12 protein-coding genes (1 of these 12 running past the window's edge) are annotated in these 26393 nt (G+C 71.9%); 11 read left to right on the top strand and 1 reads right to left on the bottom strand.

Annotation, left to right across the window (positions count from 1 at the left end; translation table 11 throughout):
• Positions 1-38 precede the first annotated feature (38 nt).
• Complete coding sequence (locus tag ABZ848_RS26505; protein WP_360835826.1) at positions 39-3383, top strand: right-handed parallel beta-helix repeat-containing protein; 3345 nt, start codon at positions 39-41, stop codon at positions 3381-3383.
• Complete coding sequence (locus ABZ848_RS26500; RefSeq protein WP_360835825.1) at positions 3380-4666, top strand: S8 family serine peptidase; 1287 nt, start codon at positions 3380-3382, stop codon at positions 4664-4666. The genes ABZ848_RS26505 and ABZ848_RS26500 overlap by 4 nt, the downstream gene beginning before the upstream one ends.
• A gap of 78 nt (positions 4667-4744) precedes the next feature.
• On the opposite strand, the gene eccCa is transcribed toward ABZ848_RS26500, so the two are convergent.
• On the bottom strand, positions 4745-8677 hold the full coding sequence (gene eccCa, locus ABZ848_RS26495; protein ID WP_360835824.1) for a type VII secretion protein EccCa: 3933 nt from the start codon (positions 8675-8677) through the stop codon (positions 4745-4747).
• A gap of 318 nt (positions 8678-8995) precedes the next feature.
• Between eccCa and eccD the strand changes: the two genes are divergently transcribed.
• The 9 genes from eccD to ABZ848_RS26450 form a co-directional block, all read left to right on the top strand.
• Positions 8996-10396 carry a type VII secretion integral membrane protein EccD gene (eccD, locus tag ABZ848_RS26490; RefSeq protein WP_360835823.1) on the top strand — a complete coding sequence of 467 codons (1401 nt, stop codon included), beginning with the start codon at positions 8996-8998 and terminating at the stop codon, positions 10394-10396.
• 53 nt (positions 10397-10449) lie between these two features.
• Positions 10450-12033, top strand: a complete 1584-nt coding sequence (eccB, locus tag ABZ848_RS26485) for a type VII secretion protein EccB (protein ID WP_360835822.1) — start codon at positions 10450-10452, stop codon at positions 12031-12033.
• Between the two features lie 222 nt (positions 12034-12255).
• Positions 12256-12594 (top strand): hypothetical protein, encoded by a 339-nt coding sequence (locus ABZ848_RS26480; RefSeq protein WP_360835821.1) that lies wholly within the window; start codon positions 12256-12258, stop codon positions 12592-12594.
• Positions 12595-12640: 46 nt separating this feature from the next.
• Positions 12641-12964 carry a WXG100 family type VII secretion target gene (locus ABZ848_RS26475; protein ID WP_360835820.1) on the top strand — a complete coding sequence of 108 codons (324 nt, stop codon included), beginning with the start codon at positions 12641-12643 and terminating at the stop codon, positions 12962-12964.
• Between the two features lie 116 nt (positions 12965-13080).
• On the top strand, positions 13081-13530 hold the full coding sequence (locus ABZ848_RS26470) for a type VII secretion system-associated protein (RefSeq protein ID WP_360835819.1): 450 nt from the start codon (positions 13081-13083) through the stop codon (positions 13528-13530).
• Positions 13531-13622: 92 nt separating this feature from the next.
• Positions 13623-16694: an AAWKG family protein gene (locus ABZ848_RS26465; protein ID WP_360835818.1), complete on the top strand. Its 3072-nt coding sequence runs from the start codon at positions 13623-13625 to the stop codon at positions 16692-16694.
• Complete coding sequence (locus ABZ848_RS26460) at positions 16691-17140, top strand: YbaB/EbfC family nucleoid-associated protein (protein ID WP_360835817.1); 450 nt, start codon at positions 16691-16693, stop codon at positions 17138-17140. The genes ABZ848_RS26465 and ABZ848_RS26460 overlap by 4 nt, the downstream gene beginning before the upstream one ends.
• 7 nt (positions 17141-17147) lie before the next feature.
• Positions 17148-17513 (top strand): hypothetical protein, encoded by a 366-nt coding sequence (locus ABZ848_RS26455; RefSeq protein WP_360835816.1) that lies wholly within the window; start codon positions 17148-17150, stop codon positions 17511-17513.
• Between the two features lie 18 nt (positions 17514-17531).
• Positions 17532-26393, top strand: partial view of a hypothetical protein gene (locus ABZ848_RS26450; protein WP_360835815.1) — the beginning only. It continues 18342 nt past the right edge of the window; 8862 of the gene's 27204 nt are visible here — the first part of the coding sequence; the start codon lies at positions 17532-17534; its stop codon lies beyond the right edge, outside the window.

Below are 26393 nucleotides of genomic sequence, written 5' to 3'. Positions count from 1 at the left end.
CTGCAACCGACGGGTGCCGACACAAGGAGGTCAGCTGAGTGCGCCAGGTACTGACGGTCTGTCCGGAGGGCACCGGGGATGCCCGGACGATCGGAGATGCCCTGGCCAGGGCGCGTGGCGGCGCGGTGTTGAGCGTGCGCCCGGGGACGTACGAGGAGAACCTCGTCGTCACCACCCGGGTGACCATCGTCGCCGAACAGGCGCGCGGCACCGTCCGGTTGGCGCCCCGCAAGGGCATCGCGATCTCGCTGCGCGTGGACGCGGTGATGCTGACCGACCTGGTGGTGCAGGGGCACGACGAGGAACAGCCCGCCGTGGACGCCTCGCACGGGCAGGTCGCGATGCAGGGCTGCGATCTGTCGGGTGCCTCGTGGACGACGGTCCTGGCCCGCAACTCCGGTTCCCTGGCGATGCGTGAGTGCCGGATCTCGAACCGCACCGGCGCCGGTGTCGTGGTCACCTCGCCGACCGAGAGCTCGCTGGAGTCCTGCACCCTCGAACACTTCGGCACCAGCGGTGTGGTGATCGGCGAGCGCGGCCGGGCCACCCTGCGCGGCTGCACCGTACGCGACGCGCGCGGCAACGGCGTGCTCGCCAACGGCGACGCGCAGGGCTGCGTGGAGGACTGTGACCTCGCCTCGACGGACAAGCCCTCGCTGGCACTTGAGGAGCGCAGCACGATACGGGTGCTGCGCACGGTGATCCGCGACACCTCGATCGGTGTGCACGTGACCAGCGCCGCCCGCTGCGAGCTGGAGGAGGTGCGGGTCACCGGCTCCAGCGGCCCCGGCATCATCGTCTCGCACGGCAGCGACCCGGTGCTGATCCGCTGCCGCACCGCCCGCACCACGGGCAACGGCCTGCTGGTGACGGACCGTTCGCGCGGCACCTACGAGGACTGCTGGCTGACCGGCGCCCAGATGGCGGCGCTGCGGGTGGCCGGCGCCTCCTCGCCCACGCTGACCTCGCTGACCGTCCGGGACGGCGAGTCGGACGGCGTGCTCCTCGAAGAGGACTCGGCGGCCGAGCTGGAGCGCGTGGAGGTCGTCGACGTCAAGGGCACCGGTGTGGTGATCCGGGGCAACGCCAACCCGCTGGTGCGCCGGGCCCGGATCACCGGGGCGGGCGGCTCCGGTGTGTCGGTGCGCGACGGCGGGCGCGGCCGGGTGGAGGACTGCACGGTGGAGACGCCGGGCGGTGCGGGCGCGGACGTCACGGCCGGCGGCAACGTCTACCTCGCGGGATTCCGCGTCAACAACTCCGGCGGTGCCGGTCTGGAGATCGGCGGCGAGGGCACGGCGGCGATCCGCGACGGCGAGCTGGTCTCGGCCGGCGGCTGCGGTGTACTCGTGGACACCGGCGGCGAGTTGACGGCCAACCGGGTGCGGACCGCGGCCGCGTCCGAGCACGGCTTCCTGGTCCGCGACGGCGGCCGCGCCTCCCTGAACGGCTGCGAGGCCGCGGGCAACGACCGCGACGGCATCCGGGTCGAGTCCGAGGCGCCGGTGTCCGTGGTGGGCTGCACGGTCCGCGACAACAAGGGCGGCGGCCTCGTGCAGGCCAGGGCGGGCGGCCGGCTGGCGGTGGAGAACCTCACCAGCACCGGCAACGAGTCCCGCGACGCCTGGGGCTTCGGCGATGCCGAGGGCACCGACCCCGCGGGCACCGTGTCGGAGTCGGAGGGACCAGGACGCCCGGACGGACCGATGGCCGCGCTGGAGGGTCTGATCGGCCTCGACAACGTCAAGGAACAGGTCCGCACCCTCGTCAACCTCACGCAGCTGGCCCGGCGCCGCGCCCAACTCGGCATGTCCGCACCGCCGATGAGCCGCCATCTGGTCTTCGCCGGCCCGCCCGGCACCGGCAAGACCACCGTGGCCCGCCTCTACGGCACGATCCTCGCCGAACTGGGCGCCCTGCGCTCCGGACACCTCGTCGAGGTCTCCCGCGCCGACCTGGTCGCCCAGGTCATCGGCGGTACCGCCATCAAGACCACCGAGGCCTTCGAACGGGCCCTGGGCGGTGTCCTGTTCGTCGACGAGGCGTACACCCTCACCTCCGACTCCCGTGGTTCCGGCGCCGACTTCGGGCGCGAGGCCGTCGACACCCTGCTGAAGCTGATGGAGGACCACCGCGAGGACGTGGTCGTCGTCGCGGCGGGCTACTCCGACGAGATGCGCAGCTTCCTCGGCTCCAACCCCGGCCTGGCGTCCCGTTTCTCACGGACCGTCGAGTTCGAGAACTACTCCGTGCCGGAGCTGGTCGAGATCATGGAGAGCATGTGCGTACGCCACCAGTACGCGCTCGCCGACGAGACACGCCACGCGCTCGCGGTGCACTTCGAACGCATACCGAAGGACGCCGGGTTCGGCAACGGCCGCGCCGCCCGGCAGGTGTTCGAGGAGATGGTGGACCGGCAGGCCGTACGGCTGGCCGCGCTCACCGACGTTACCGAACAGGATCTCTCCCTGCTGCTGCCGCAGGACATCAGCGAGGAGGCGGCCCGCACCGCCGCCGACGGACCGAATGCCACCGACCCCGGCGACGACGCGCTGAGCAGGCTGGACGCGCTGGTCGGACTCCACGCTGTGAAGCGGGACGTCACCGACCTCGTCAACCTGGTGTCGACGGCCAGGCAGCGCGAGGCCGCCGGACTTCCGGTGCCCCGCCTCAGCCACCACCTCGTCTTCACCGGCCCGCCCGGCACCGGCAAGACCACCGTGGCCCGTCTCTACGGCGAACTCCTCGCCTCCCTCGGCGTGTTGCCGCGCGGCCAGCTGGTCGAGGTGTCCCGCGCCGACCTCGTCGGCAGATACGTGGGCCACACCGCGCAGTTGACCCGGGAGGTCTTCGAACGCGCCCTGGGCGGCGTCCTGTTCGTCGACGAGGCCTACACCCTCACCCCGCGCGAGGCGTCCGGCTCCGACTTCGGCCGGGAGGCGGTGGACACCCTGCTGAAGCTGATGGAGGACCACCGCGACAAGGCGGTCGTCATCGTCGCGGGCTACACCGAGGAGATGGAGACCTTCCTGGCCTCCAACCCGGGCCTGTCCTCCCGGTTCTCGCGCCGCGTCGAGTTCGCCGACTACTCCTCCGACGAACTCGTCACCATCGTCCGCGAACACGCCGTACAGCTCGGATACGAGTGCGCGGCCGGACTCGGGCCGGTGCTGCGGCAGCACTTCGACTCACTGCCCCGCGACCGGTCCTTCGGCAACGCGCGGACCGCCCGCCAGATCCTGGAGCGGATGATGACCCGGCAGGCGGGCCGGCTCAGCCGGCTGGCCGTGCCCAGCCTCGACGACCTGCGGCTGCTGCTCCCGGAGGACCTCGCCGACCCGGCGAGTGCCTCCTCCACCCCCAGCGGGGCGGCCCGGGCATGACGACGACCCGCGGCAAGGTCTCCGCCGCCGCTCTGGCCCTGCTGCTGACGGCTTCCGCGAGCGCGCTCGGCGCCGGGTCCGCGGCGGCGGCCGGCGGCACGGTCCGACTGCCCGTGCTGCCCTCGCGATTGGACGCCGACGCGGCCTGTACGGCGGGCTCCGGCCGGCGGGCCACCGACGTGCCCTGGGAGCAGGTCTCCCTCCAGCTCGGCCGGACCTGGGAGTTCGCCTCGGGCGCCGGAGTGACCGTCGGCGTGGTCGACACCGGGGTCTCGGACTCCGCGCCCGCGCTGAAGGGGCGGGTGACGGCGGTCGGTGACGCCGGGACGGACTGCGTGGGACACGGCACCTTCGTGGCCGGGCTGGTCGGCGCGGCCGTGGAAGACGGTGTGCGGTTCGCGGGCGTGGCGCAGCAGGCGCGCATCCTCGCGGTGCGCGGCAGCGACGAGCGAGGGGCGGTCACCGCCGAGCGGGTCGCGGACGGCATCCGGGCCGCCGTGGACGGCGGGGCGAAGGTGGTGACGGTGTCGGCGGCGCTCGGCGGCGACACCCCCGGGCTGCGGTCGGCGGTGGCGCTGGCCGCGAAGAAGGACGTCCTGGTGATCGCGGCCGCCGTACCGGACACCCCGGCGACGGCGGCCTCGGCGACGGACAGCCCGCCCGCCCGCGACTACTACCCCGCCGCCGACGACGGCGTGCTCTCGGTCCTCGACGTGGACGTCGACGGCAAGCGGCCGACCGGCGCGTACACCACCGGCAGCGCCGCCATCGCCGCACCCGGCGACGGCGTGGTCGGCATCGGCCCCGCGAAGAACGGCCACTACATCGGCTCCGGGGCATCCCTGGCCGCCGGGTTCGTGGCGGGCGCGGCGGCGCTGGTGCGCTCCGTCCACCCGGAACTGACGGCGGCGCAGACCGCGAGCCTGCTGCGCACCTCCGCGTACCCGGCCGACGTACCGCGCCTCGACCCGTACGCGGCGGTCACCTCGGTCGTCACCGGAGCCTCGGCACCGGCCGTCGCCGCCCCCGCCGCCCCGGTGCGGCTGCCGGCCGACAAGGCGGCCGGACCCCTCCGCCGCGCCCTGTGGCCCGCTTCGGCGGGCCTCGCCGTGATCATCGCGGTGGTGTGGCTCGGCCTGGTCCTGCCGCGGGGCCGCCGTCTGGGCTGGCGCCCGTCCAAGCCGGACGACGCGGGGGCGCCGGAAAGCCCGGAGACTCCGGCCGGCACGCCTGACACGGCTACGGCGGTCACTGCGGGGGCCGGGGGATCCACGGCGGGCTGAGCCGGGCCGTTGCTGCCGAGTGCTCGGGGGCGGAGCTCGTGCGGCCCCGCCCCCGATCGGCTCACCTCGGCCTGTTCGTCACTCCTCCGCGCCCGCCGCCAGCGCCGTCTGGATGAGGGACGGCTTGCGGCGGACGATGTGGAGGGCCCGGCCCGGGGGGAGGACGCGCGGCTTGACGTTGCCGAAGACGTAGCCTTCCGAGGGGGAGCAGGACATCAGGACGCCGGGGGTGTTGACCTCGTCGAGACGGCGCAGGAGCTGGTCGTTCAGGCCGCGGCCCGCACCGGTCGCGGAGCGGGCGACGACCACGTGCAGGCCCAACTCGTGCCCCAGCGCGAGGTGTTCGAAGAGCGGCGCGAAGGGGTGGTCCATGACCGTGCCGCCGCCGACCATGTCGTAGTCGTCGACGAGGACGAACAGCCGGGGGCCCGACCACCAGTCGGCCTGCCGCATCCGCGCCGGGGTGATCTCCTGGCCCGGCAGCCGGGTGCGCAGCGCCTTCGCGGAGCCGCCGACGAGTTGCTTGAGAGCCTCCAGGGCCACCGCGTGACCCAGGCGGTACTCCTCGGGGACGGCGTCGACGAGGCCGCGGCGGTAGTCCACGACCAGGATGCGGGCCTCGGCGGGGGAGTAGCGGGCGACGACCGCGTCCGCGACCAGCCGCAGCAGGTTGGTCTTGCCGCTCTCCGTGTCTCCCACGGCCACCAGGTGCGGGTTGCGCGAGAAGTCGTGCCAGACGGTGCCGAGGGTCTCCTCGTCCTGGCCGAGCGCCAGCTTGAGGCTGAGACCGTCGCCGCGCTCCGGCTCGGGCAGTTCGGCCGCGGGCAGCCGGTGCGGGAGCATCCGCACCTGCGGGGCACGCGGCCCGTGCCAGGCCGAGGCGATCCGGTCCACCAGGTCCGCGACGCCCTCGCTGAGCGTCTCGTGGTCGGTGGAACCGTCGCCGCGGGGCAGCGCCGACAGGAAGTGCAGCTTGGTCTCCACGGTGAGACCGCGGCCCGGGATCTGCGGCACCGCGCTCGCCTTGCGGATGTCCACCACGGAGTCCATCGTGTCGCCGAGCCGCAGTTCGAGCCGGGTCGCGGACTGGTCGCGGACCGGGGCGGTGAGTTCCAGCCAGCGGGCGGTCGCGACGATCAGGTGGATGCCGTAGTTGAGGCCACTGGTGGCGATCTGGTTGAACGTGGGGATGAACTGGTCGAAGTTCTGCCGGACCGCCGACCAGCCGTCGATCACCAGGAAGATGTCGCCGTGCGGTTCGTCGGGGAACTCCCCGGCGGCCCGGCGGCGCCGGTAGGTCGCCATCGAGTCGATGCCGTTGTCCAGGAAGAACTGCTCGCGCTGGGTGAGGACGGCGGTGACCTCGGCGACCGTACGGCTGATCCGCTCGGTGTCGAGGCGGGCCGCGACCCCGCCGACATGCGGCAGACCGGTGAGCTGGGAGAGCGTGCCGCCGCCGAAGTCCAGGCAGTAGAACTGCACTTCGCGCGGGGTGTGGGTGAGGGCGAGCGCCATGATGAGGCTGCGCAGCACCGTCGACTTGCCGCTCTGCGAACCACCCGCGACCGCGACATGGCCACCGGCCCCGGCGAGGTCCACCACCAGCGGGTCACGGCGCTGGTCGAACGGCTTGTCGACCAGACCGACCGGCACCCGCAGCCGTCCGGTGCCCGTCCAGCGGGACGCGGTCAGACCGCGGTCCGGGTCCTCGTCGAGACCGCCGAGCAGGACGTCCAGCGGGGACGCGGTGTCCAGTGGCGGCAGCCACACCCGGTGCGCGGGCGGCCCGGAGTCGCGCAGCCGGTCCAGCGCCACCGACAGCAGGCTCTCGGCGCTCTCCTCCGCCTCGGGCTCCGGCACGATCGCGGCCGGCGCCGGAGCGCGCGGCACGATGTACCCGGTCGACCAGGGCACCACCTGGGTGGCGACCCGGGCCTGCGCGACGGCACCGCCGCGCCTGCGGTAGGGGCCGGACACATAGGCGGCGCGGAACCGGGTGAGGGCCTCGACGCCGCTCTTCAGATAACCGCTGCCGGGCTGGGAGGGCAGTTCGTACGCGTCGGGGACACCGAGGACACCCCGGGACTCCATCGCGGAGAACGTGCGCAGACCGATCCGGTACGACAGATGCGACTCCAGCTGGTGCATACGGCCCTCGTCCAGGCGCTGCGAGGCCAGCAGCAGATGCACGCCGAGGGACCGGCCGAGGCGGCCGATCATCACGAACAGCTCCATGAACTCCCGGTGCGAGGCGAGGAGTTCACTGAACTCGTCGACGACGACGAACAGGCTGGGCAGCGGGGCGAGACCGGCGCCGCCGGCCCGCGCCCTCTCGTACTCCAGCGCCGAGGTGTAGTTGCCGGCGGACCGCAACAGCTCCTGGCGGCGGATGAGTTCGCCGTGCAGCGCGTCCTGCATGCGCTCCACCAGCGCGGCCTCGTCGGCGAGGTTGGTGATGACGGCGGAGGTGTGCGGGAGTTCGTCGAGTCCGAGGAAGGTCGCGCCGCCCTTGAAGTCGACCAGGACGAAGTTGAGGGTCTCCGAGGAGTTGGTGAGCGCGAGACCGAGGACCAGGGTGCGCAGCAGCTCGGACTTGCCGGAACCGGTGGCGCCGATCAGCATCCCGTGCGGGCCCATGCCGCCCTGCGCGGACTCCTTGATGTCCAGTTCCACGGGCCGCCCGTCCGCGCCGACCGCGACCGGCACCCGCAGCCGGGCGGAGCCGTTGTGCCGCCGCCACAGCGTGTCGGGGTCCAGCCGGTGCAGGTCGGCGATGCCGAGCAGGGCGGTCAACTCGGTGTCGCTGGAGAGTGGTTCGGCCGCGTCGGAGGACAGGCTCATCCGGTACGGCGCGATCAGCCGGGCCAGCGACTCGGCGGCCACCGGACCCACCCGGTCGGGGCGGCCCAGGACCGTGGTCTGCTCCTTGCGGCTGCGGTCGGTGCGCACCAGTGCGACGGCCTGAGGGGTCACGTCGAGGCGCAGTGTGGTGCGGCCGGGCCGCCAGGTGAGGGTGTCGGACAGGTCGAGGACGACCGCGTTGCGGAAGCCGGGGCCGTCGAAACGGTGGCCGGCCGGGATGCCCGCGCCGTCCACCACGACCACCACCAGCGGCTCGTCACGGCCGGGCACCGCGTCGGGGTCGAACGCGGGCCGCTCGGAGAACTCGCTGCCGAGCTGGTCCTCCAGATCGGTGAAGGCCGAGGCCACCATGCGCAGCGGACCGGCGCCGTCCGTCTCCTGCGGGTGCTGGTTGTGCGGCAGCCACTTCACCCACTCCCACTCCGCGCGCACCTCGTCGGCGGCGCAGACGGCGATCCACAGCTCCTCCGGCGGGTGGAACAGGGCGAGTTGGCACAGTGCGGCGCGGAGCATCCCGCGGGTCGCGTCGCGGTCACCCCGGACCAACACCCGTGACCAGGAACGCAGATACAGCGCGATGGGCTGGCCGGGGACGGTGCTGTAGGCGCGGATGAAGCGGCGCAGGGCGTGCGCGCACAGCGGTTCGAGGTCCTCGACCGGCTTGCTGGAGACCGGGGTGAGCCGCATCGCGAGCTGCTGGTCGCCGACGGCTATCCGGACCTCGCCGAAGTCGTCGTCCTTGACCCGGCGTTCCCACAGCCGCGTGGTGCGGACCATGCCGCGCAGCAGCCGCGGCTCGGGGTGGCGCCAGGCGAGCGCCAGCTGCTGCTCGACCACGGCTCGCTGCACGGTGCGCCTGCTCTGCGCCAGGTACCGGAGATAGTCCCGGCGCTCGCCGCGCAGCCGCTGCTTGCGGTCACCGGCCTTGCGCATGACCTGACCGACCATCATCGCGCAGACGGCCAGCACCATCACGCCGAGCGCGATGTACATGAAGACGCCGCTGGACTGTCCCCCCGACCGCAGGAACATCATCATCATCGAGACCGACATCATTCCCATCGGCAGATACGTCCACACCGCGGACGTGTCCGGGACGGTCTCCATGAGGGTCGGCGGCTCCTGGAGGACCAACTCGCCTGCCGGCATGTCGGGTCCGCGACGGCGGGCAGGGCGACGGAACAGGACCACGCTCAACGCTTGGGGCTCCTAACGGACTTCGCGAACCGCGGCGGTACGTGGGGGTGTGCGCCGTGAGGTGACTCGGCACGCGCGCGCGGCTGACGCTGTCAACACCGTTCGTGGGGACTCCCGTTGACGCGAGTCGTAGGGAGTGTCAGTAGTGTGCACCCCGTCAACTCCGTACGTCCATGTCACCCCCTGCTTCACAGGCACCCCTCGCTCCCCCCACCCAGCACGCCGCGCCGCGTGCCCCCGTTTCGATGTTCAGGAGACGTGAGCCCCGGTATGACCGACACTTCCGTGACCGGACTGTGCCATCTGACCGTGCGCGCCCCGGCCCGCACCATCGACCTCGCCGTGCCGTCCGATGTGCCGGTCGCCGATCTGCTGCCCACGGTGCTGCGGTACGCGGGGGAGGAGGCCGAGGAGAACGGTCTCGAACACGACGGCTGGATCCTCCAGCGCCTCGGCGGACGGCCGCTCGACGAGGAGGCGACGCTCGCCTCGCTCGGCCTGACCGACGGCGAGGCGCTCCATCTGCGCCCGCGCACCGAGGCGTTGCCCGAGGTACGGCTCGACGATCTGGTGGACGGGATCGCGGCGGTCACCCGGGACCGGCTGCACGGCTGGAGCCCCGAGGCGGCGCGGCGACTGCTGCGCGGCCTGATCGCGGTGGCGGTGCTCGCCGGACTGGTCCTGCTGGCGCTGCCCGGCGCCCCGACGTCACTGCGCGCGGCGACCGCCGTGGGAACCGGTCTGCTGTTGCTGGCCGGTGCGGCGTCGGCGAGCCGGGCGGTCGACGATCCGGTGACCGGCACGGCCCTCGGCCTGCTGGCATCGCCGGCGCTCGCGCTCGCGGGCTGGCTGGTGCCGGGCGGTGAGCTGAGCGGTCCGCAGGCCCACCAGGTGCTGGGGGCACGGCTGTTGGGGGCGGCGGCGGCCTGGGCGGGCGGCGCGGTACTGGCCCTCGCGGCCTCCGCGGCGCGTACACCGCTGTTCCTGGCGTCGGCGCTGGTGGCGTTCGCGACGGCCGTCGGCGGCGTGCTGATGACCGTGTTCGACGTACGGGTGGCGGCCGCGGCCGGCGTGGTCGCCGCGCTGACGGTCCTGCTCGGCGGCCTGGTGCCCGCCCTGTCGTTCAAGTTCGCCGGGATGCGGATGCCGGCCCTGCCCACCAACGCCGAGCAGTTGCAGGAGGGCATCGAGCCCTACCGGGGCAACGATGTCGCCGTACGCACCGAGTTGGCCGGCGAGTGGATGACGGCGCTCTACGGGGCGACCGGCGTCCTCGCGTCGGCCTGTCTGGTGGCACTGGCCCGCCGGCCGAGCCTCCCCGCGCTGCTGTGCGCGCTGGTGCTGTCCCTGCTGCTGCTCCTGCACGGCCGGGGTCTGGTGAACACCGCGCAGCGGCTGGTGCTGGTGCTGCCCGGCGCGTGGGGTCTGCTGCTGCTGGCGTTCGGCTGGGGGCTGAGGCTCTCCGGCACCGAGCGGACGCTGCTCGTCGCCGGGCTGCTGGCGGTCGCGGCGGCGCTCACGGTGGCGGTGTGGACCGTACCGGGACGCCGCATGGTGCCGTACTGGGGCCGGGCGGCGGAGCTGCTGCACTCCCTGCTGGCGATCGCCCTGCTCCCGCTGACGCTGTGGCTGCTGGGCGTCTTCGGCACCCTGCGCGGCATCACGGGCTGACCCGCTCGCGAGGGCCCGAACGACAACCAGAACCACCCAGCCGGGAGGAAAGCGTGCGGTCGAAGCGTGACCAGGTGCAAGCACACACGTTCATGATGGGCCGCCTGACCTCGGGCATGCTGCTGGCCGATCCGGACGCACCGGAGAGCCCGTTGGGCCGTACCACCCGGGGCGCGCTGGTCGGTGTGATCGTCGGTGTGCTGGTCTGCGCCGGAGCGCTGGTGTACGGGCTGATCAAGCCGGGCGGCAACGACGCCTGGCGCAGCGGCGACGCCCTGATCGTCAACAAGGACACCGGCGCCCGCTACCTGTACAGCGATGGCCGGCTGCGCCCGGTGCGCAACTACGCCTCGGCCGTGCTGATCGGCGGCTCCGACCTGAAGACCACGTCGGTCGGTGCGAAGTCCCTGGCGGGCACGCCGGTGGGCAAGCCGGTCGGGATCACCGGCGCTCCCGACTCCGTACCGGCGCCGGGCGAGCTGGAGACCTCGCCGTGGCAGGTGTGCTCCTCGGGCTCCGGCACACTGACCACCCTCGTGCCGGGCGCCCCGGTGGAGACGGACCCGGTCGGCGTGAGGTCGGCGCTGGTGGTGCGGGGCCCGGACAAGCGCACGTATCTGGTGTGGCAGGGCAGCCGGCTGGAACTGGACAAGGACTCGGGCGCGGCGGAGTCCCTCGGGTACGGGCCGGTGACGCCCCGCCCGGTGTCGGCGGCCTTCCTGGACGCCCTGGTGGCCGGTCCGAAGCTGGCCACCCCGAAGGTCGAGGGCCGCGGGACGGCGGGGCCGGAACTGGGCGGCCGGGCGACCCGGGTCGGGCAGGTGTTCCGGGTGGTGGCGGGCTCCGGGAACCAGGAGTACGTCCTCCAGAAGGACGGCCTGCACCCGGTGACCGCTACTCAGTCGGCCCTGCTCCTCGGCGACCCGGACACCCGCAAGGAGGCGTACGACGGGGGAGCGCCGTCGGTCGTCACGATCGACGTCTCCGACCTGCGGGCCCATCAGGCGCCGGGCACGGCGGCGACGGACCCGTCGGTGGCCGGGCTGCCGGACAGCCCGCCGAGCGCGACCGCTCCCGCGGCCGGGGAGTCGGTGTGCGCCCAGGTCGACCCGGCCGACGGGCAGGTGCGGGTGACCTCGGTACGGGTCGCGGACTCCGCGCTGTTCCCGGCGGCGCAACCCGACACCACGGGGCTGACCGCGGCGTGTGTCGCGGTGGACCGGGTGGTGATGCGGCCCGGGCACGGCACGCTGGTGCGGGCCCTGGGCGCGGCCGGGGGGACGGTCGGCGACACCACGTTCCTGGTGGGCGACGACGGGGTGAAGTACCGCATTCCGGATGCGGACGCGCTCGCCGCCCTCGGCTACGACGGGGCGACGCCGGTCCGGGTACCGTCCACGCTGCTGTCGATGCTGCCGACCGGGCCGGAGCTGAGCGCGCAGGCCGCGGCCTCGGACTCGGGCGCCGGCGCGGCACTGGCGCCGGGCGCGGCCGCGCAGTGCGGCACGGGCGGGTCGGGTCCCGGTGGGTCCGGTTCGGGGCCGGCCGCGATCGCCGGGCGGGCCCCGGCGGGCGGTTCGGCGGGCGTGCCGCAGTCGGACGTGAACTCCAACTCGCTGTCGGGGTCGGCCGAATGACGAATTCCCGCCAATCGGGATTGTGTTCACGTCAACCTGGAGCAGCTCCCGAACCGGGGAGACGCGGAGCCGCGTGTTCCGGTCAGATTGCCTAGCAGTAAAAGCCTTTGATCGGAACAGGCCGGCAACCTCAGATCTTCCTCAGTCCGTTGTCGGCGTAACTTCCGTCAATCTAGGCTCAGTTGTAATCGAATCGTAGATCGACTCACGAAAGGTGGGACGATGGCAGGAGACGGCCAGCAGTCAAGCGAAGGTTCGACCCGGAACGGCATCCAGGCCCTGGAGAGCGCCTTCAGCGGCATCATGAAGATCCGTCAGGACGTCGACAGCACCCGTTCCACCCTGGGCAGCGGCTACCAGGGCAGCGACGGCGGCCAGTACGGCCAGCTCCTCGCGCAGTGGGACGGCCAGTGCAACGTCATCCTCAAGAACCTCGAGGACGTCATCGACCGGCTGAACCAGAGCCTCGTGGAACACAACAAGACCCAGGGCTCCTCGAACGACTCCATCAACCAGGCGTACAACGCGGCGCAGTCGGCCTTCGACCAGCTCGTCGGCTGACCTCGCGGTCACGTCCGGTCCCCCCATCGCGCAAGAGAGGCAAGCTGTGGCAGACAACCTGTCCGACGGTGTCATCTACGTCAGCTACAACCACATGGCGAACGCCGCGGACGACATGGTGGCGCAGACCAAGGCGATCGCGCAGACGCTCTCCAGCCTTGAGCAGGAACTCAGCGAGCTGTCCAAGACCTGGTACGGAAACGACGCCGACACCTACCGCCAGAAGCAGGCGGCCTGGGACGGCGCCGTGCAGAACATGGAGTCGCTGCTCACCTCGCACTCGCAGCTCCTGAACGAGATCTCCAACAGCTACAAGTACAGCGAGAACTCCCTCAGTCAGATGTGGTCCGAGGTCACGATCGGCCGCTGAGCCGTTCGGCCCCACCGCACCGACCGGTCGTCCGAGGTCGGTGCGGTTCAGGCTCCGTCCCGTTCCGTCGCCGCGCCGTACGCCAGGACCGGCGCGTCCCGCCCGCGGAGGCACCCATGGCAGACCTGACCCATCTCGACTCGACCGCGCTCAAGAACTTCAAGAACAACGATGTCGCCGACTTCATCAGCGATCTGCTGGCCATCCGCAAGGACAACGCGGGCGTCCGGTCCCTGAAGAACCTGGTCGCGGAGACCGGCGAGGGCTCGGCCGCGGGCCTGTCCAAGATCCTGCGGATCGGGCTGATGAACGGCGGCGACAGCAAGGACCCGGTCGGCGGGTCCACGCTCGTGGAGGCGCTCAAGACCCAGGCGGGCGCGCTGGACAAGATCCTCACCGGTCAGAAGACCCTCTTCGACGACATCGACGACGCCCTGGAGGAGACCATCACCACCCTGCTCAAGACCCAGGGCGACAGTCTCGAGTCGATCGACGGCGAGAAGCTGCTGGACATCTTCGACACCGTCGACGGCGACATGAGCGGCACCGACTCGAACGACTCCTGAGGCCGGCCCGCGGCCCGCCGGCGCCGGCCGCGGGCCCCGCCCAGGTCCCCCCACCCAGTCCCCGCCCCTCCTCCGCAGCGGAGTGCCGCCCCATGGCCGACAGCACCAGCACTTCCGGGACCCCCAGTTACGACCCGGACGACTACTTCGCCCAGGCCGTCACCGACTTCACCGGTTACACGATCCCGCCCCGGTCCACCCTGTTCGACAAGCTCAGCAGCTCGAACAGCGACGACTTCTCCGACCTCAAGCTGTTCCGGATGGACATCCAGGGCATCTCCATGCGGTCGGTGACCGCGGCCGACTACTCGGCGATCGGCGGCTGGCAGGTCAACAAGGGCGAGGACTACGACCTGGCCTTCTACGACGCCGGCGGGGACGGCGCGCACGACAGCGTGAGCATGAAGAAGGCCCGGATCGTGATGATCGGCGTCACCGTCGACGAGAACGGCCGGGCCACGCTCTGGAGCGGCGGGGAGGTCACCGGCGGCGGCGCGTTCGAGGGCTCGTACTCCCATGTCCAGTGGGACTCGGGGCCGATGGCGCAGTACATCTCGGGCAGCAAGCTGGTCCTCGACCATCTGCTGTCGTCGCCGTACTCGACGCAGGGCTTCTCGTACAGCGGACTGTCGGTCATCGACGACAACGCCGTCGACCTGCTCTCCTTCGAGACCACCGGGCAGTCCTTCGACCGGGTGGTGCAGTTCTTCAAGGACCACTCGGACATCGTCAACCAGTGGATGACCTCGCTCGGTGAGGACCAGGCGTCCTGGAAGGGGAAGGCGGCCAGCCTCTTCTGGCATCTGCTGGACGAGCTGAAGACCAACTACGACGGCTACGTCTCCCAGTTGGGCGGCCGCGACTACACGGCGACCAACACCACCCTCGGCGGCACCGTCCCGAAGTCGAAGCTGAGCGATGCGCTGGCCGCGGCCCAGCTCGCGCTGAAGGACGCGGTCACCGCCCTCCAGACCGCGTGGACCGACTGGGCCTCGGACGGCCAGCACGACCCCCACTACCACGTGAAGAAGATCCTCGACGAGATCAGTCAGTGGGTCATCAACAACAACATCAACCACGTGCTGTCGTCGACGCAGTCCACCTACAGCGAGTACGGCGGCGGCACCTACACCTCCTACTCCACCGATGCCGGGTTCAAGCAGTCCGTCCCCGAGTACGGCGACCTCACCCAGCACACCACCTGGCAGAAGGTCGCCGACGCCGCCGTAAAGAGCTGGTCGGACCACGCGGACAGCAAGCTCAAGCAGCCGGCCATCGACGCGCTCAGCGCCGTGAAGAACGCCTGGGCGGACGTGCAGGACGCCTTCGACGACGAGGTCACGAACAAGAACACCGAGACGCTCGCCGAGGTCCTCCAGGAGGAGGAGAGCGACATCGCCGAGGAGGAGGCGAAGAACAACAACGACCAGCTCAACGAGAACCTTGACAACCTCAACAAGGATCTCAACGACATGGGCGACAACTTCAACAATCTCAACGACAACCTGAACGACAGCCTCAACAACATCGGCGACAACTTCAACAACCTCAACGACGACCTGAACGACAGTCTCAACAACCTCAATGACGGTCTCGGGGACAATCTCAACAACCTCGGCAACAACCTGAATTCGAACCTCGACAACCTCAACGAGGATCTCGGCAACAGCCTGAACAACGTGGGCAACGGGCTCGACGACCTCAGCAACCTCAACAGCGACAGCCTGTTGAACGGCGACAGCTCGTCCAACGACCCCAACAGCCTCGTCAACAGCGCGCTGAACTCCCTCGGCCCGTCGCTCCTGAACAACAACACGGACAAGAACGGCTCGACCACGCTGAACTCCCCGACTGGGGGCACCACCCAGCTCAACGGCGACGGCAGCCTCACCACGACGTTCCCGGACGGTTCCACCCAGACCATCGACCCGTCGACCGGCCTGGTCACCACCACCAACCCGGACGGCACCACCTCGGTCTCCCAGCTCAACCCGGGCAGCACCATCACCAACCCGGACGGCTCGACCACCACCCTGAACGACGACGGCACCCTCACCACGAAGTTCCCCGACGGCACGAGCCAGACCCTCGACCCGACCACGGGTCAGGTCAGCACCGTCAACCCGGACGGCACCGTGAGCACGTCCACGCTCAACCCGACCGCCGGCTCCTTCACCACCCCGGACGGCTCGACGGCCCAGCTCAACTCCGACGGCTCGCTGACCACCCACTTCCCGGACGGCTCCACCGAGACCCTCGACCCGGACACCGGTCAGGTCACGGTCACCGACCCCTCGGGCAACGTCACCACCACGCATCTCAACCCGGGCGACACGTTCACCAACCCGGACGGCTCGACCACCACGCTCAACGACAACGGCACGCTGACCACCCACTTCCCGGACGGCTCCACCCAGACCCTCAACCCGGACACCGGCCAGCTCACCACCACCGACCCCTCGGGCCACACGACCTCCACGGACATCGACGGCACCGGCCTGCCCTCGTCCTCGATCGACACCAGCGGGCTCAACGGCAACGGCATCGACACGAGCGGCATCGACACCAGTGGCCTCGACGGCAACGGCATCGACACCAGTGGCCTGAACACGACCGGGCTCGACAACGGTGGACTCGGCAGCGACGGCCTGAACACCTCCGGCGGCGCGGACTCCGGTCTCGACAGCGGCTACGACGACTACGACAGCACCCCCTACACCGGCGGCGCGCTGCGCTCCGACGCCCTCGACGGGACCGCCCTCGCCGCCTCCGCCGGCACCCAGAGCGCGTCAGGCGGTACCCCGCTCAACCCGATGGGGATGGGCGGCATGGGAGGCATGGGCGGTGGCATGGGCGGCGCCGGCGGCGGGCAGGGCGGCAACAGCGAGCGCACCCGTGCCGTACTCACCGACCCCGCGGGCGGCGCCACCCGGCGCGGCCGGACCAACCGGGCGACCTCCGTGGACGAGGACGAGGACGTCGTGTACACCCGGCCCACCACGTCCAGCGCCCCGTACCCGGTGGGCGGGCCCGGCAGCAACGGCGCCGGGCAGAACGGCCGCTCCACGGAGAGCGGCGACCGGGCCCGCGAGGCGTGGCTCACCGAGGACGAGGACGTCTGGGGCACGGACGAGGGCGGTTCGCCGGCGGTGATCGGCCGATGAACAGCGAGTCGATCGAGCAGCGGCTGGCCAAGGCGATGGCCGAACTGGAGGCCACCGAGGCCGCGGTGGCGCGAGCGGAGGGCGAACTCGCCCACGCGGAGAGCACGGTGCGCTCGGCGGACCGCGCGGTCGAGGCGACCGTGACGGCGCAGGGCGACCTGATCGCGCTGACCTTCCTGGACGACAAGTACCGCACGATGCCCGCCGGTCAGCTCGCCGCGAGCGTGCTGGAGGCGGTGCAGGAGGCACGGGCCCGGATGGCCCGGCACGTCATGGCGACCTTCGAGCCGTTCACCAGGGCCAATCCCGAGGCACCCGAGATCACCGGCTTCGACGTGGACTGGAACAAGATCTTCGGGCCCGGTGTGCTGGAGGGCCCCAAGGGCGGCCGGCGGCGCGGGGCCGGCCGGCTCCGCGACGAGATCAACGAAGACCCGGAGGACTGAGGACACGATGTCGGAGAACGCCTACTTCGCAAGCCCCCCGGCGCTCATCGCCGGCACCCGGCAGATCGAGCAGATCAGCCGGCTGGCCACGGAAATGATCAACGAGTTCATCACCGACGTGTCGGCCACCTCCGGCTGGCCGGGGCAGGACGACAGTTACGCCAAGCAGATGCTGCCGCAGGAGAAGCAGCAGCGGGAGGGCTCGGTGAAGACCGGCTCGTCCCTGTCCGAGGCGATCGTCGGCGTCGGCGACGGCACCCTCGCCAACCTGAAGAGCGTGCTGGGCACCCAGAGCGGCGTACTCGACGCCATCCACGACTCCAGCATCAACACGGGCGACACCAGCGGTGGTTCGCACGGCGGAAAGCACTGACGTACCGGACCATCCCTGATGACCATCCATGCGTCGCCCCAGCTGAACAACCTGTTGTTCGTGCTCATCGGCGAGAAGATGCTCCAGGCCGACGAGGACATGGCCTACGCCAACGGCAAGCCGTACGAGCGGCTCGGCCGGCGTATCCGTGATCTCTCGGACCTGATCGAGCAGACCGCCGGTGGGGTCGGGCGCGCGCTGCCGCCGCAGGTCGGGAACAACTATGTGCGGGCGATGCACATGTTTCTCGACAGCGGCGGTGTCAACTACCTGAAGGAGTTCGCCGACCAGCTCGACAGCATCGGACAGTCCCGCACCAAGTCCTCCATGGACATCATGGAGTCCAAGTGGCAGATCATCGCCGAGCTGATCCGGCTGCTGATCGAGCTGATGATCATCGCGGTGCTGTCCGCATTCACCGGCGGTTCCGCCTCCAGTCAGGCCGCGGTGGCGAAGGCCCGCAGCCGGGTCGCCATTCTCACGCTGCTCGAATGGCTGATGAAGAAGACGCATCTGATGCCGAGCCTCACCGAGGCGATCGAGGAGGCGTTCACCACCTTCGCGGTACGGCTGGCCATGATGCTGGGTGCGCCCAAGGGCCGCCGCCCCGACGGGTTCGACTGGTCGCAGATCATCCAGGACGGTGTCTTCGGCGCGTTCACCGGCCTGTTCCACGGTCTGCTCTCGGACCTCGGCAAGGGCCTGAAGAACAAGTTCAAGAACATCTTCGACTCGCACAACCCGTTCAAGGACATCAGCGGCAACGGCAACAAGTTCAACCACAAGTTCGACAACCCCGACCTGCACAACAAGCCCAACGCGAAGCCGACCCCGACGCCCAACCCGAAGACCACACCGACGCCGACGCCGACCCCGACTCCCACGCCCGAGCCGAAGAGCCTGGGCGACAAGGTGAAGCACGAGATCGGCGAGGACATCGAGCACTTCCTCACCGAGGGTGGTGCGGAGACACTCGGCGAGATCGCCACGGCGTCCATCTTCGGCTTCCCCATCGACCCCCTGAACACCTTCCTCGGCAGCGGGCTCAGCTCGATGAGCGAACGCCATCTCGGCCAGGGCGCGGGCGCGTTGGGCAACAAGTTCAACTTCACCACCCCGCCGCCGGTGAACACCCTGAGCACCACGGACAACCCGGACGACGACACGTCCTCGACGAACGACCCGTCCCACTCGTCGCCGACCGGCGACAACACGACCACCACGGGCCCCGGCCCCGTCAACACCGTCTCGAACAACGGCAGTTCCTCGACGAACTCCACCACCCCGCCGACCCGGTCCACCGGCGCCGACGACGTGCAGGTCGACGAGGGAGACCTCCAGAGCAACGTCCCGCACGGCACGACGACCGGGAGCGGCTCGTCGTCGAGCACGCCCACGAGGACACCGGACCGGACCGGCACGGACGACGACCTGCGACCCCAGCAGCCGGAGCAGACCTCGCAGGGCGACTCCGGCACCCCGACACCGGTCCGTACCGTCCAGCAGCAGCCGCGCAGCTCAGGTGACGGGGAGAGTACGGAGGAGTCCGGGCAGGAAAGCGGACAGCCGGACGGCATCCCGGACGGCACAAGCCCCGCGCCCGCATCGAGCATCCCGGTCACGGGCGCCCCTGACTCCACCGTCGTACCGCCGAGCGGGCCGAGTACCGTCAGTCCCGCGTCGGGTTCCGGCTCACCCTCGAACACCGGGCCGGCGCCGGTCCGTACGCAGCAGCAGAGCTCCGGTGGCGGGGAGAGCACGGAGGAGTCCGGGCAGGGGAGCGGGCAGCCGGACGGCATCCCGGACGGCTCAAGTCCCGTGCCCGTGTCGGGCATCCCGGTCACGGGCACCCCTGACACCACCGTCGTACCGCCGGGCACGGCCGGGTCCGGTGCCGGCTCGGCTTCGGCCGCTGGTGGCAACCCGCGCGCCACCGCGTCGGGGCATCCGCAGGGCGCGACATCCGACAGCCGTGGCACCGACGGCACGGACACCACGCAGATCACGGACATCACGCAGACCACGGACGTGGAGGGCGGCGGCTTCCGGCCCGAGTCCGGGGCGGACACCGGTTCCGACCGGGTATCGACGCCTGCCGACAGCGATCTGCCGGCCCCGGTCGCCACCACCGGCAACAGCGTGCCTCCTACGACGAGTTCGGCGCCGGGGCCTTACCCTGGCTCGCCCGCTCCGGAAACGGCGTCCGTGGTGCTCACGCCGTCCGTCACGCCGGAGTCCGGAGGTTTCGCGGAGACGCGGGCCGGGGTGACGGCTTCGGAGCGCAGTACCACCTGGGTGGATCCGGTGTCCCGGCCGCTCGGGGCGGACGGCAGGCCCACCCAGTACGTGGTGCGGGCCGGTTTCGCCGTACGGCGATTCACGCACGACGGTGTGCCGGTCACCGATCTCACCGTCACCTACCGGCTCACCGGCAGCCCGCACCTCGGGCCGCAGGCCGACGGCGTGCACCAGCGTCTGACGGACGGTGTGCGGCGGGTCTTCAACACCCCGGGCCACCGGCTGCGGGACGGGAGTCTGCTGCACGTCACCGTCGTGCCCGCCGCCCCCGGTGAGACACCGCACCTCGACGTCACCCTCACCGACCCGGCGGACGGCATCAGAGCCACCCACCACTCGTGGCCGGCCGACATCTCCGACTCCGACCTGGCCCACGAGATCGGCCACCAGCTCGGCCTGCGCGACGAGAGCGGCCTCGACCCCGCCGCCCCGCACCGCGGCGGCACGGCCGGCCTGATGGGTGACCCCACCCGGCCCGCGCCCCCGACGGAGCCGACCGATCCGTCGTACCAGCCGGGCGGGTTGAGGCCTCGTCACCTCGATCTCATCGGCGGCATCGTCGACACTCCGGCGGTCGTCGGCCGGGGGTCCGGCCCCGCGGGACCAGGGGCGGACCCGCCCGCCCCGCCGGTGACCGAGACGGAGACGGAGACCGTCCCCGCGGTGGTGCCGGTCGTCCCCGTCCTCACGGTGACCTCCCCGGAGGGCCACACCACTCCGCCGCCCGAGGCGGAGAGCGACGGCGGACGCCGCACCTCCTACCTCGGCGGCTACGGACGGCGGCACGACGGCCAGGTGGGTCTGGTGCACGTGGAGCCGTTCCCGCCGGACGTGGTCGACGGGGTGCACCGGCAGGTGCTCGCCGCCCTGGGCCGGCCCACCCCGCGCCCCGACGACCCGGCGCACGCGCAGCTGCGGGACGTGCTGTCCGCGGAGCAGATGGTGATGAACCTGCCGTATCTGCGCAGTCGCGGCGGTCACCGGATCACCCTGGACGTCGACGGCGTCCAGCGGCACGTGGACGTACGGCTGACGCTCGACGACGCGCGGCCGTCCGCACGTCAGGGCGACATCGACACGAGCGACCCCGACAAGCACGTGGAGCGGCGCGGGCAGGGCACCCGGGAGATCGTCTCCGCGCAGCCTTCCGGCACGTTCTCGACCATTCCGGTGCCGTGGACCGGCACGATACCGATCGCGGCGGGGGGCCCGGTCCGCGGCGTGGACCTCGGTCTGTCCGCGACCCTCACCCACAACCAGGCGGACGGCTCGACCACCGTCACCCAGGTCGTGCAGACCACCAGCGCCCAGCGCAGCAACGAGCCCTCCCGCGCCTACGACTTCACCGGCAACTGGGAGGTGCGCCTGGACGCGCCGGCCCCGGGCCAGGCCACCGCACCGGCCGCCGGCACGGACGTAGCGGATACGGCGATCGCCACCACGACCTCCGATCCCGCAGTCGACTGGCGGCCGGCTCAGCCGCACGGGCCCGTCACCATCTGGTTCCCGCAGCACCTCGTCGACGCCGACGCCGATCCCGGGCAGGAGCTGCCCACGCCCGCCCGTCTCGACGACCTCCCGGTCTACGGCGTCGACTCGGTACTGAACCCCCGGCGGCTCTACGAGGGTGCCGCCGACCACTTCAGCGCCGATCTGGACGCCACCTCGTCGGCGCAACTCGCCGACTTCCTCGCCGAACCGATCCTGCGGGGCACCCTGCCGATGCAGCGCGAGGGCGGCCTGTACTCACCGGTGCTCACCGACGCGCACGGGCGGGCGGTCGGCATCATGCGGCTGGACGCGCAGGTCACCCCGACCACCCCGGTGGCCAAGAGCATCGACAAGAAGATCAACCTGGAGAGCCATCTCGTCAACTCGGTGAAGAACGACCAGAACACCTCGTTCAACAGCGGGGTGACCTTCTCCGGCAGCGTCGGCCCGGCCTTCACCCACGACCAGCGGCCGGGGCACCCGGACGCCTCCCACACCGTCGGCGGCACCATCACCGGCAAGGGGACCGCGAGCCTCGCGGCGCAGAACGTGTTCGGCACCAGCTCCGCCGCGGGCACCATGCACGCGGTCCGCACCAACCGCAGCCACCTGCTGACCGAGGCGGACGTCACCTACACCCTCACCCTGACCCGGCCCGACGGCAGCACCGAGACCTACGCGCCCGGCACCTGGCGGCACGGGCTCGACCTGCGGATGCTCAGCGCCGAGGACGCGCGCGGCCATGTACCGGCCGAGGACGAGATCCGCGCCCTGCCGCACGAGCTGGCGACGCTGGAGTCGGTCGGGCAGTCCACCGCGCCGCTCGGCGTGGACGGCGCCGACCCGCTGTTCAGGGAGGCGGAGACCTGGCTGCGGGACCACGGCTTCCTGCCCCCGCCGGCCGACGCCCCGCGCCGGAGCCGACTGCCCGACGAGACGCTGGTGCAGGCCCAGTTGAACAACCTGCGGCGGCTGCACGAGCTGCGCTCCCAGCTCGGGCTGCGGGCCGCGACGGACTCCATGGTGGACGGCGGCCACTCGCTGTACCTGGAGATCCCCTCGGTGACCGGGCGGCGCCGGGTTCGGCTGGAACTCGGCGCGCAGCGGGACGCCGGCCTGCCGGTCCAGCACCTCAGGGTGCTGCCCGACATCCAGGTCATGGGCCTCGCGCAGGCGGCGGGCGGCGGCACCGGCCGGCTCGGCAACACCTACGGTCTGGGCGCCGGGTTCGGCGGCGGGTTCAGCGTGCCGACCCCGCACGGCGCGTGGACCCTGAACGCCACCGGCGACTACCAGTACGTCGGCCAGGCCGCGCTCGGCAACACCACCGCCACCACGCTCGGCCACGACCAGTTCTTCATAGGCACCGGGCAGAACACCGAGGAGTTCGGGGTACCGGCCCGCCTCACCCTCGACCTGTACGAGGGCTCTGGTCCGGAACCGCTGGTCCGGTTCGGCGAGCCGCAGCCCGAGCCGCGCGCCGAGGACGATCTGGAGGCCGGGCCGCCGGTCATCGGCCCGCGGGGTGTTCCGGGGACGGTCCGGCTGGCCGTACCGCACGAGCGGACCCTGGCCGACGAGGAGCCCGCGCCCGAGGGCGAGCCGTACACCGTGCGGCAGGTCGCGCCGCTGGACACCGAGCGGCTGGCCATGACGGACCCCGCCACCGGCGAGCCGCACCCGGACGTGGTCCGCGTTCCGGACGACGCCCTCATCGACGTGATGCGCGGATCGGCGGCGCTCCAGGACGCCTTCCGCCGGATCGTCACCGGCGCCGGGGCCGGTGACGACACCGGCACCCCCGTCGAGACCGCCGAGGACGCCTCCGCCACCGCCACCCCTGCCCCGCCCGGACGATTCTCCCGGCTGCTGGGCGGAGTAACCGGATTCCTGAGCAGTTCGCTGGTCGGCAGCCCGTCCGCCGACACCACCACGGTGAGCGCGGAGGCCCGGATCACGGCGCTCTCGCCCGGCTCGCTCGTCGGCCGGGGACACCAGATCCTCGGCGGCACCTACGTGGTGGAGGGACTGACCCTGCCCGGGCTCGGTGCCGACGGCCAGCTCGCGATCGAGATCCAGGCCGTCGCCCACACGCCCCGGCTGACGCACAGCGTGAACCAGTACCTGGAGACCGGCACCTCCGTCGCCGACTCGGCGCAACAGCTCAAGGGCCTCGGAAAGACGCACCAGTTCGGCCTGGCGGGCTCGGCGACCCAGAACAACCCGCCGACCCCCACCGCCGTGAGCGGGCAGCCGGCCGGCTCCCCGCCACCGACCCCGTCCCGTTTCAACCCCTCCGGGCGCTACCAGTACGACCGCAAGAGCGACAAGTCCGACACCCTCACCGCCATCACCGCGACCAACCGGGTGCCCACCCAGTCCGGCCTCCAGCACCGGATCACGGCCGACGTCACATACCTCGTCACCGTGCGGTCCGGCCACCGCAACGTGCTCGCCAACTCCTTCGGGTTCGGGCCCGCGGAGACCGTCACGCTCGCCGTGGACGTGCCGCGCGGACTCCAGTTCCTGATGACGGACAGTCAACTGCGGCGCGAGGGGCGGTGGATGGGCGCCGTGGCCGACCGCCCGGACGACCCGTCGACGACCGGTCTGGAGAGCCCGCCGCTGCCCAGCCGGTACGTGCGGGACGGCACCCTCGGCCTGGCCGCGGTCAACTCGGTCACCGAACTCGCCGGGCTCGGCAACGGCACCGGCACCGGCTCCGCCACCGGTTCGGCCCCGCCCCAGATCGAGCAGCGGGGTCGACTCCACGACGAGGTACGGCAGTTGGTGGACCGGTACGCCCCCGGCGTCACCACTCCCGGCCACGCCTCCTACCTGCCCGGAGTCGCCGCGCTGATCGCCGACAGCACCGGCGTCGCCGGGAAGCGGGCACTGATCGGGCGCGGCGGGGGACAGACCCGGTTCAGTTTCCGGCACCACCGGTTCGGCGGGGCGGCCCTGGTCGAGGTGACGTTCTCGGCCCGCCCCACGACCACCGCCGCGAGCCGGGGCGCGCGGCGGGGCACCGCGGTGCCGGGCGACAAGTCCGGTATCGAACAATGGGGTTCGCACACGGCGGAGGGCCGCTCGGACTCCTCCTCGACCGGCCGCCGGCACCGGCTCACCGTCAACCCGATGGCCCGCTTCAGCCGCCCCGACACCGACGACCGTACGGACCGCACCGGTCCCTCCCTCCAACTGGTCTCCTCCACCAGCAAGGTCGACAAGAAGGGGCGCACCGCCGAGGACCGGTTCTGGCTGCGCACCGACAGCGCCGCCGACTTCGACGGGCTCGAGTACGAACTGGTCGCCACGGTCCGCTCCACCCTGGTCGCCGACTGGCCGCCCAACGTGGTGGGCGCCCTGGTGCAGCGCGGGGTCATCGCCTGGGACGACGCCGACGCGCCCACCCGCTCCTGGCTGAGCCGCACCCTCTCCGGCGAACTCGGCGGCCAGGCACGGGTACCCGCCCTGGTGAGCCTGCGCTTCACCGGCAGCGAGACGGACACCCCCGGCGACGGGCTGCCCCAGCCGGCGCCGTCCGTCTCCGGGGTGGACCCCCGCACGCTGACCACCGGCCCGTCCGTACTGCGGGACACCGACCTGTTCCACCCGACGGGCAACGCCCCGGTGTACGGCTTCAACGCCTGGGACGAGCTCTACACGGCTCTCGACCAGGTGGCCCCGGCCACCGGCAGCGGCTGGCGCTCCCAGCCGGCCTCGCCCTCCGACGAGCACGCCTCGGTACGGCTCGGCGAACTCATCCAGGCCGGCACGATCTCGCTGGACACACCCCGTCAGGTCGGCGGCATGCTGCCGACGATGCCGGGCGCGTTCCCGTTGCAGGGCGCACCGGACCAACGGCCCACCCTGACGGTGTCGTTGTACCGGCCGAGGGCGGTCACCGACGGCGGCGACGTGGCCATGGACCGGCTACGGATCACCTCCGACAGCAGCAGCACGGTCTCCGGCGGCGACACCACCACCGGGCTGTCGCTGCCGTTCGTGCTGAGCGCCGACGACCCCGACCGCAACCTGCTCGGCGCGATCCCGCCGCTGCTGCAACGGCCGGTCGACGCGAGCAACTTCGGCAGCGGTGTCTCCGGCGGCCGCCGCGACTGGCTCAAGACGGGCAGCACCAGCATGCCCGCCGAGGGCCGCGGCACCCGCAGCTACGAGATCCAGGCCGACGTGCACATCGCGGTCTCCGGCCCCGAGGGCGTACGCCATGTCACCGGTACCGCCACGGTCCGCGTCGAGGAGCGCGACGCGCTCGGCCACGGCATCACCGAGCCCCGCCCGGTGCCCCGCGTCTACGACCTCCCGGCGCTGCTGGCCGAACAGACCGGCGCCGCACCGGCGGACTGGGCGACGACGCCGCTGCGCGAGATACCGGCCGCCCTGACCGCGGGCGTCGACCCCGAGGACGACGGATACCAGTTCTGGGTGGCCACCGGACCCGACCCGGACGGCTCCCGTCTGTCCCTCGCCCTTTACGGCGCCTCCCGGACGGCACGCGCACAGGGCCGCCCGGTGGAACTTGTCACGCGGGGCCCGGAGGGTCTGCGGGTGTGGTCGTTCGACCCGGACGGCACGCTCACCTCGCCCCCCGCGTCCGGCTCCACCAGCGGCGATCCGGCCCTGGAGCGGGCATGGGCGGACTTCGAGACCACCGCCGCCGAGTTCGACCGGGCCGAGGCCGACCACACCGAGGCGCTCGTCGACGAACACGGGCTGCGGGACCTGCGGCCCGACGCCCAGGACTCGGTGGACCGGGCGGCCGCCGCGCTCGCGGACGCGACGGCCGAGGCCCACCGCACCGACACGGCCGCCACCACCGCCGAGCAGGCGGCGGACCGGGCCGAGGCGGACGTCCGCGCCCTCACCGAGCGCGTCGACACCCTGGTGGGCGGGATCTCCGCGACCCGCCGCACCATCGGCCCGCTCACCGACGCGATCGCCGAGGGCGAGCGCCAGGAGATACGCCTCAGCGCCCGGACCAAGGAAGCCCGGCGCCACCTCACCGAACTCACCGACCAGGCAGCGGCAGCCGCCGCGCGGCCCTCCGGCTCCGGCGACATGACGAGC

This window comes from Streptomyces sp. NPDC047081, from assembly GCF_040643775.1.
In the GTDB taxonomy this organism is placed as follows: Bacteria; Actinomycetota; Actinomycetes; order Streptomycetales; family Streptomycetaceae; genus Streptomyces.
This window is presented reverse-complemented; position numbering and strand designations above follow the sequence as displayed.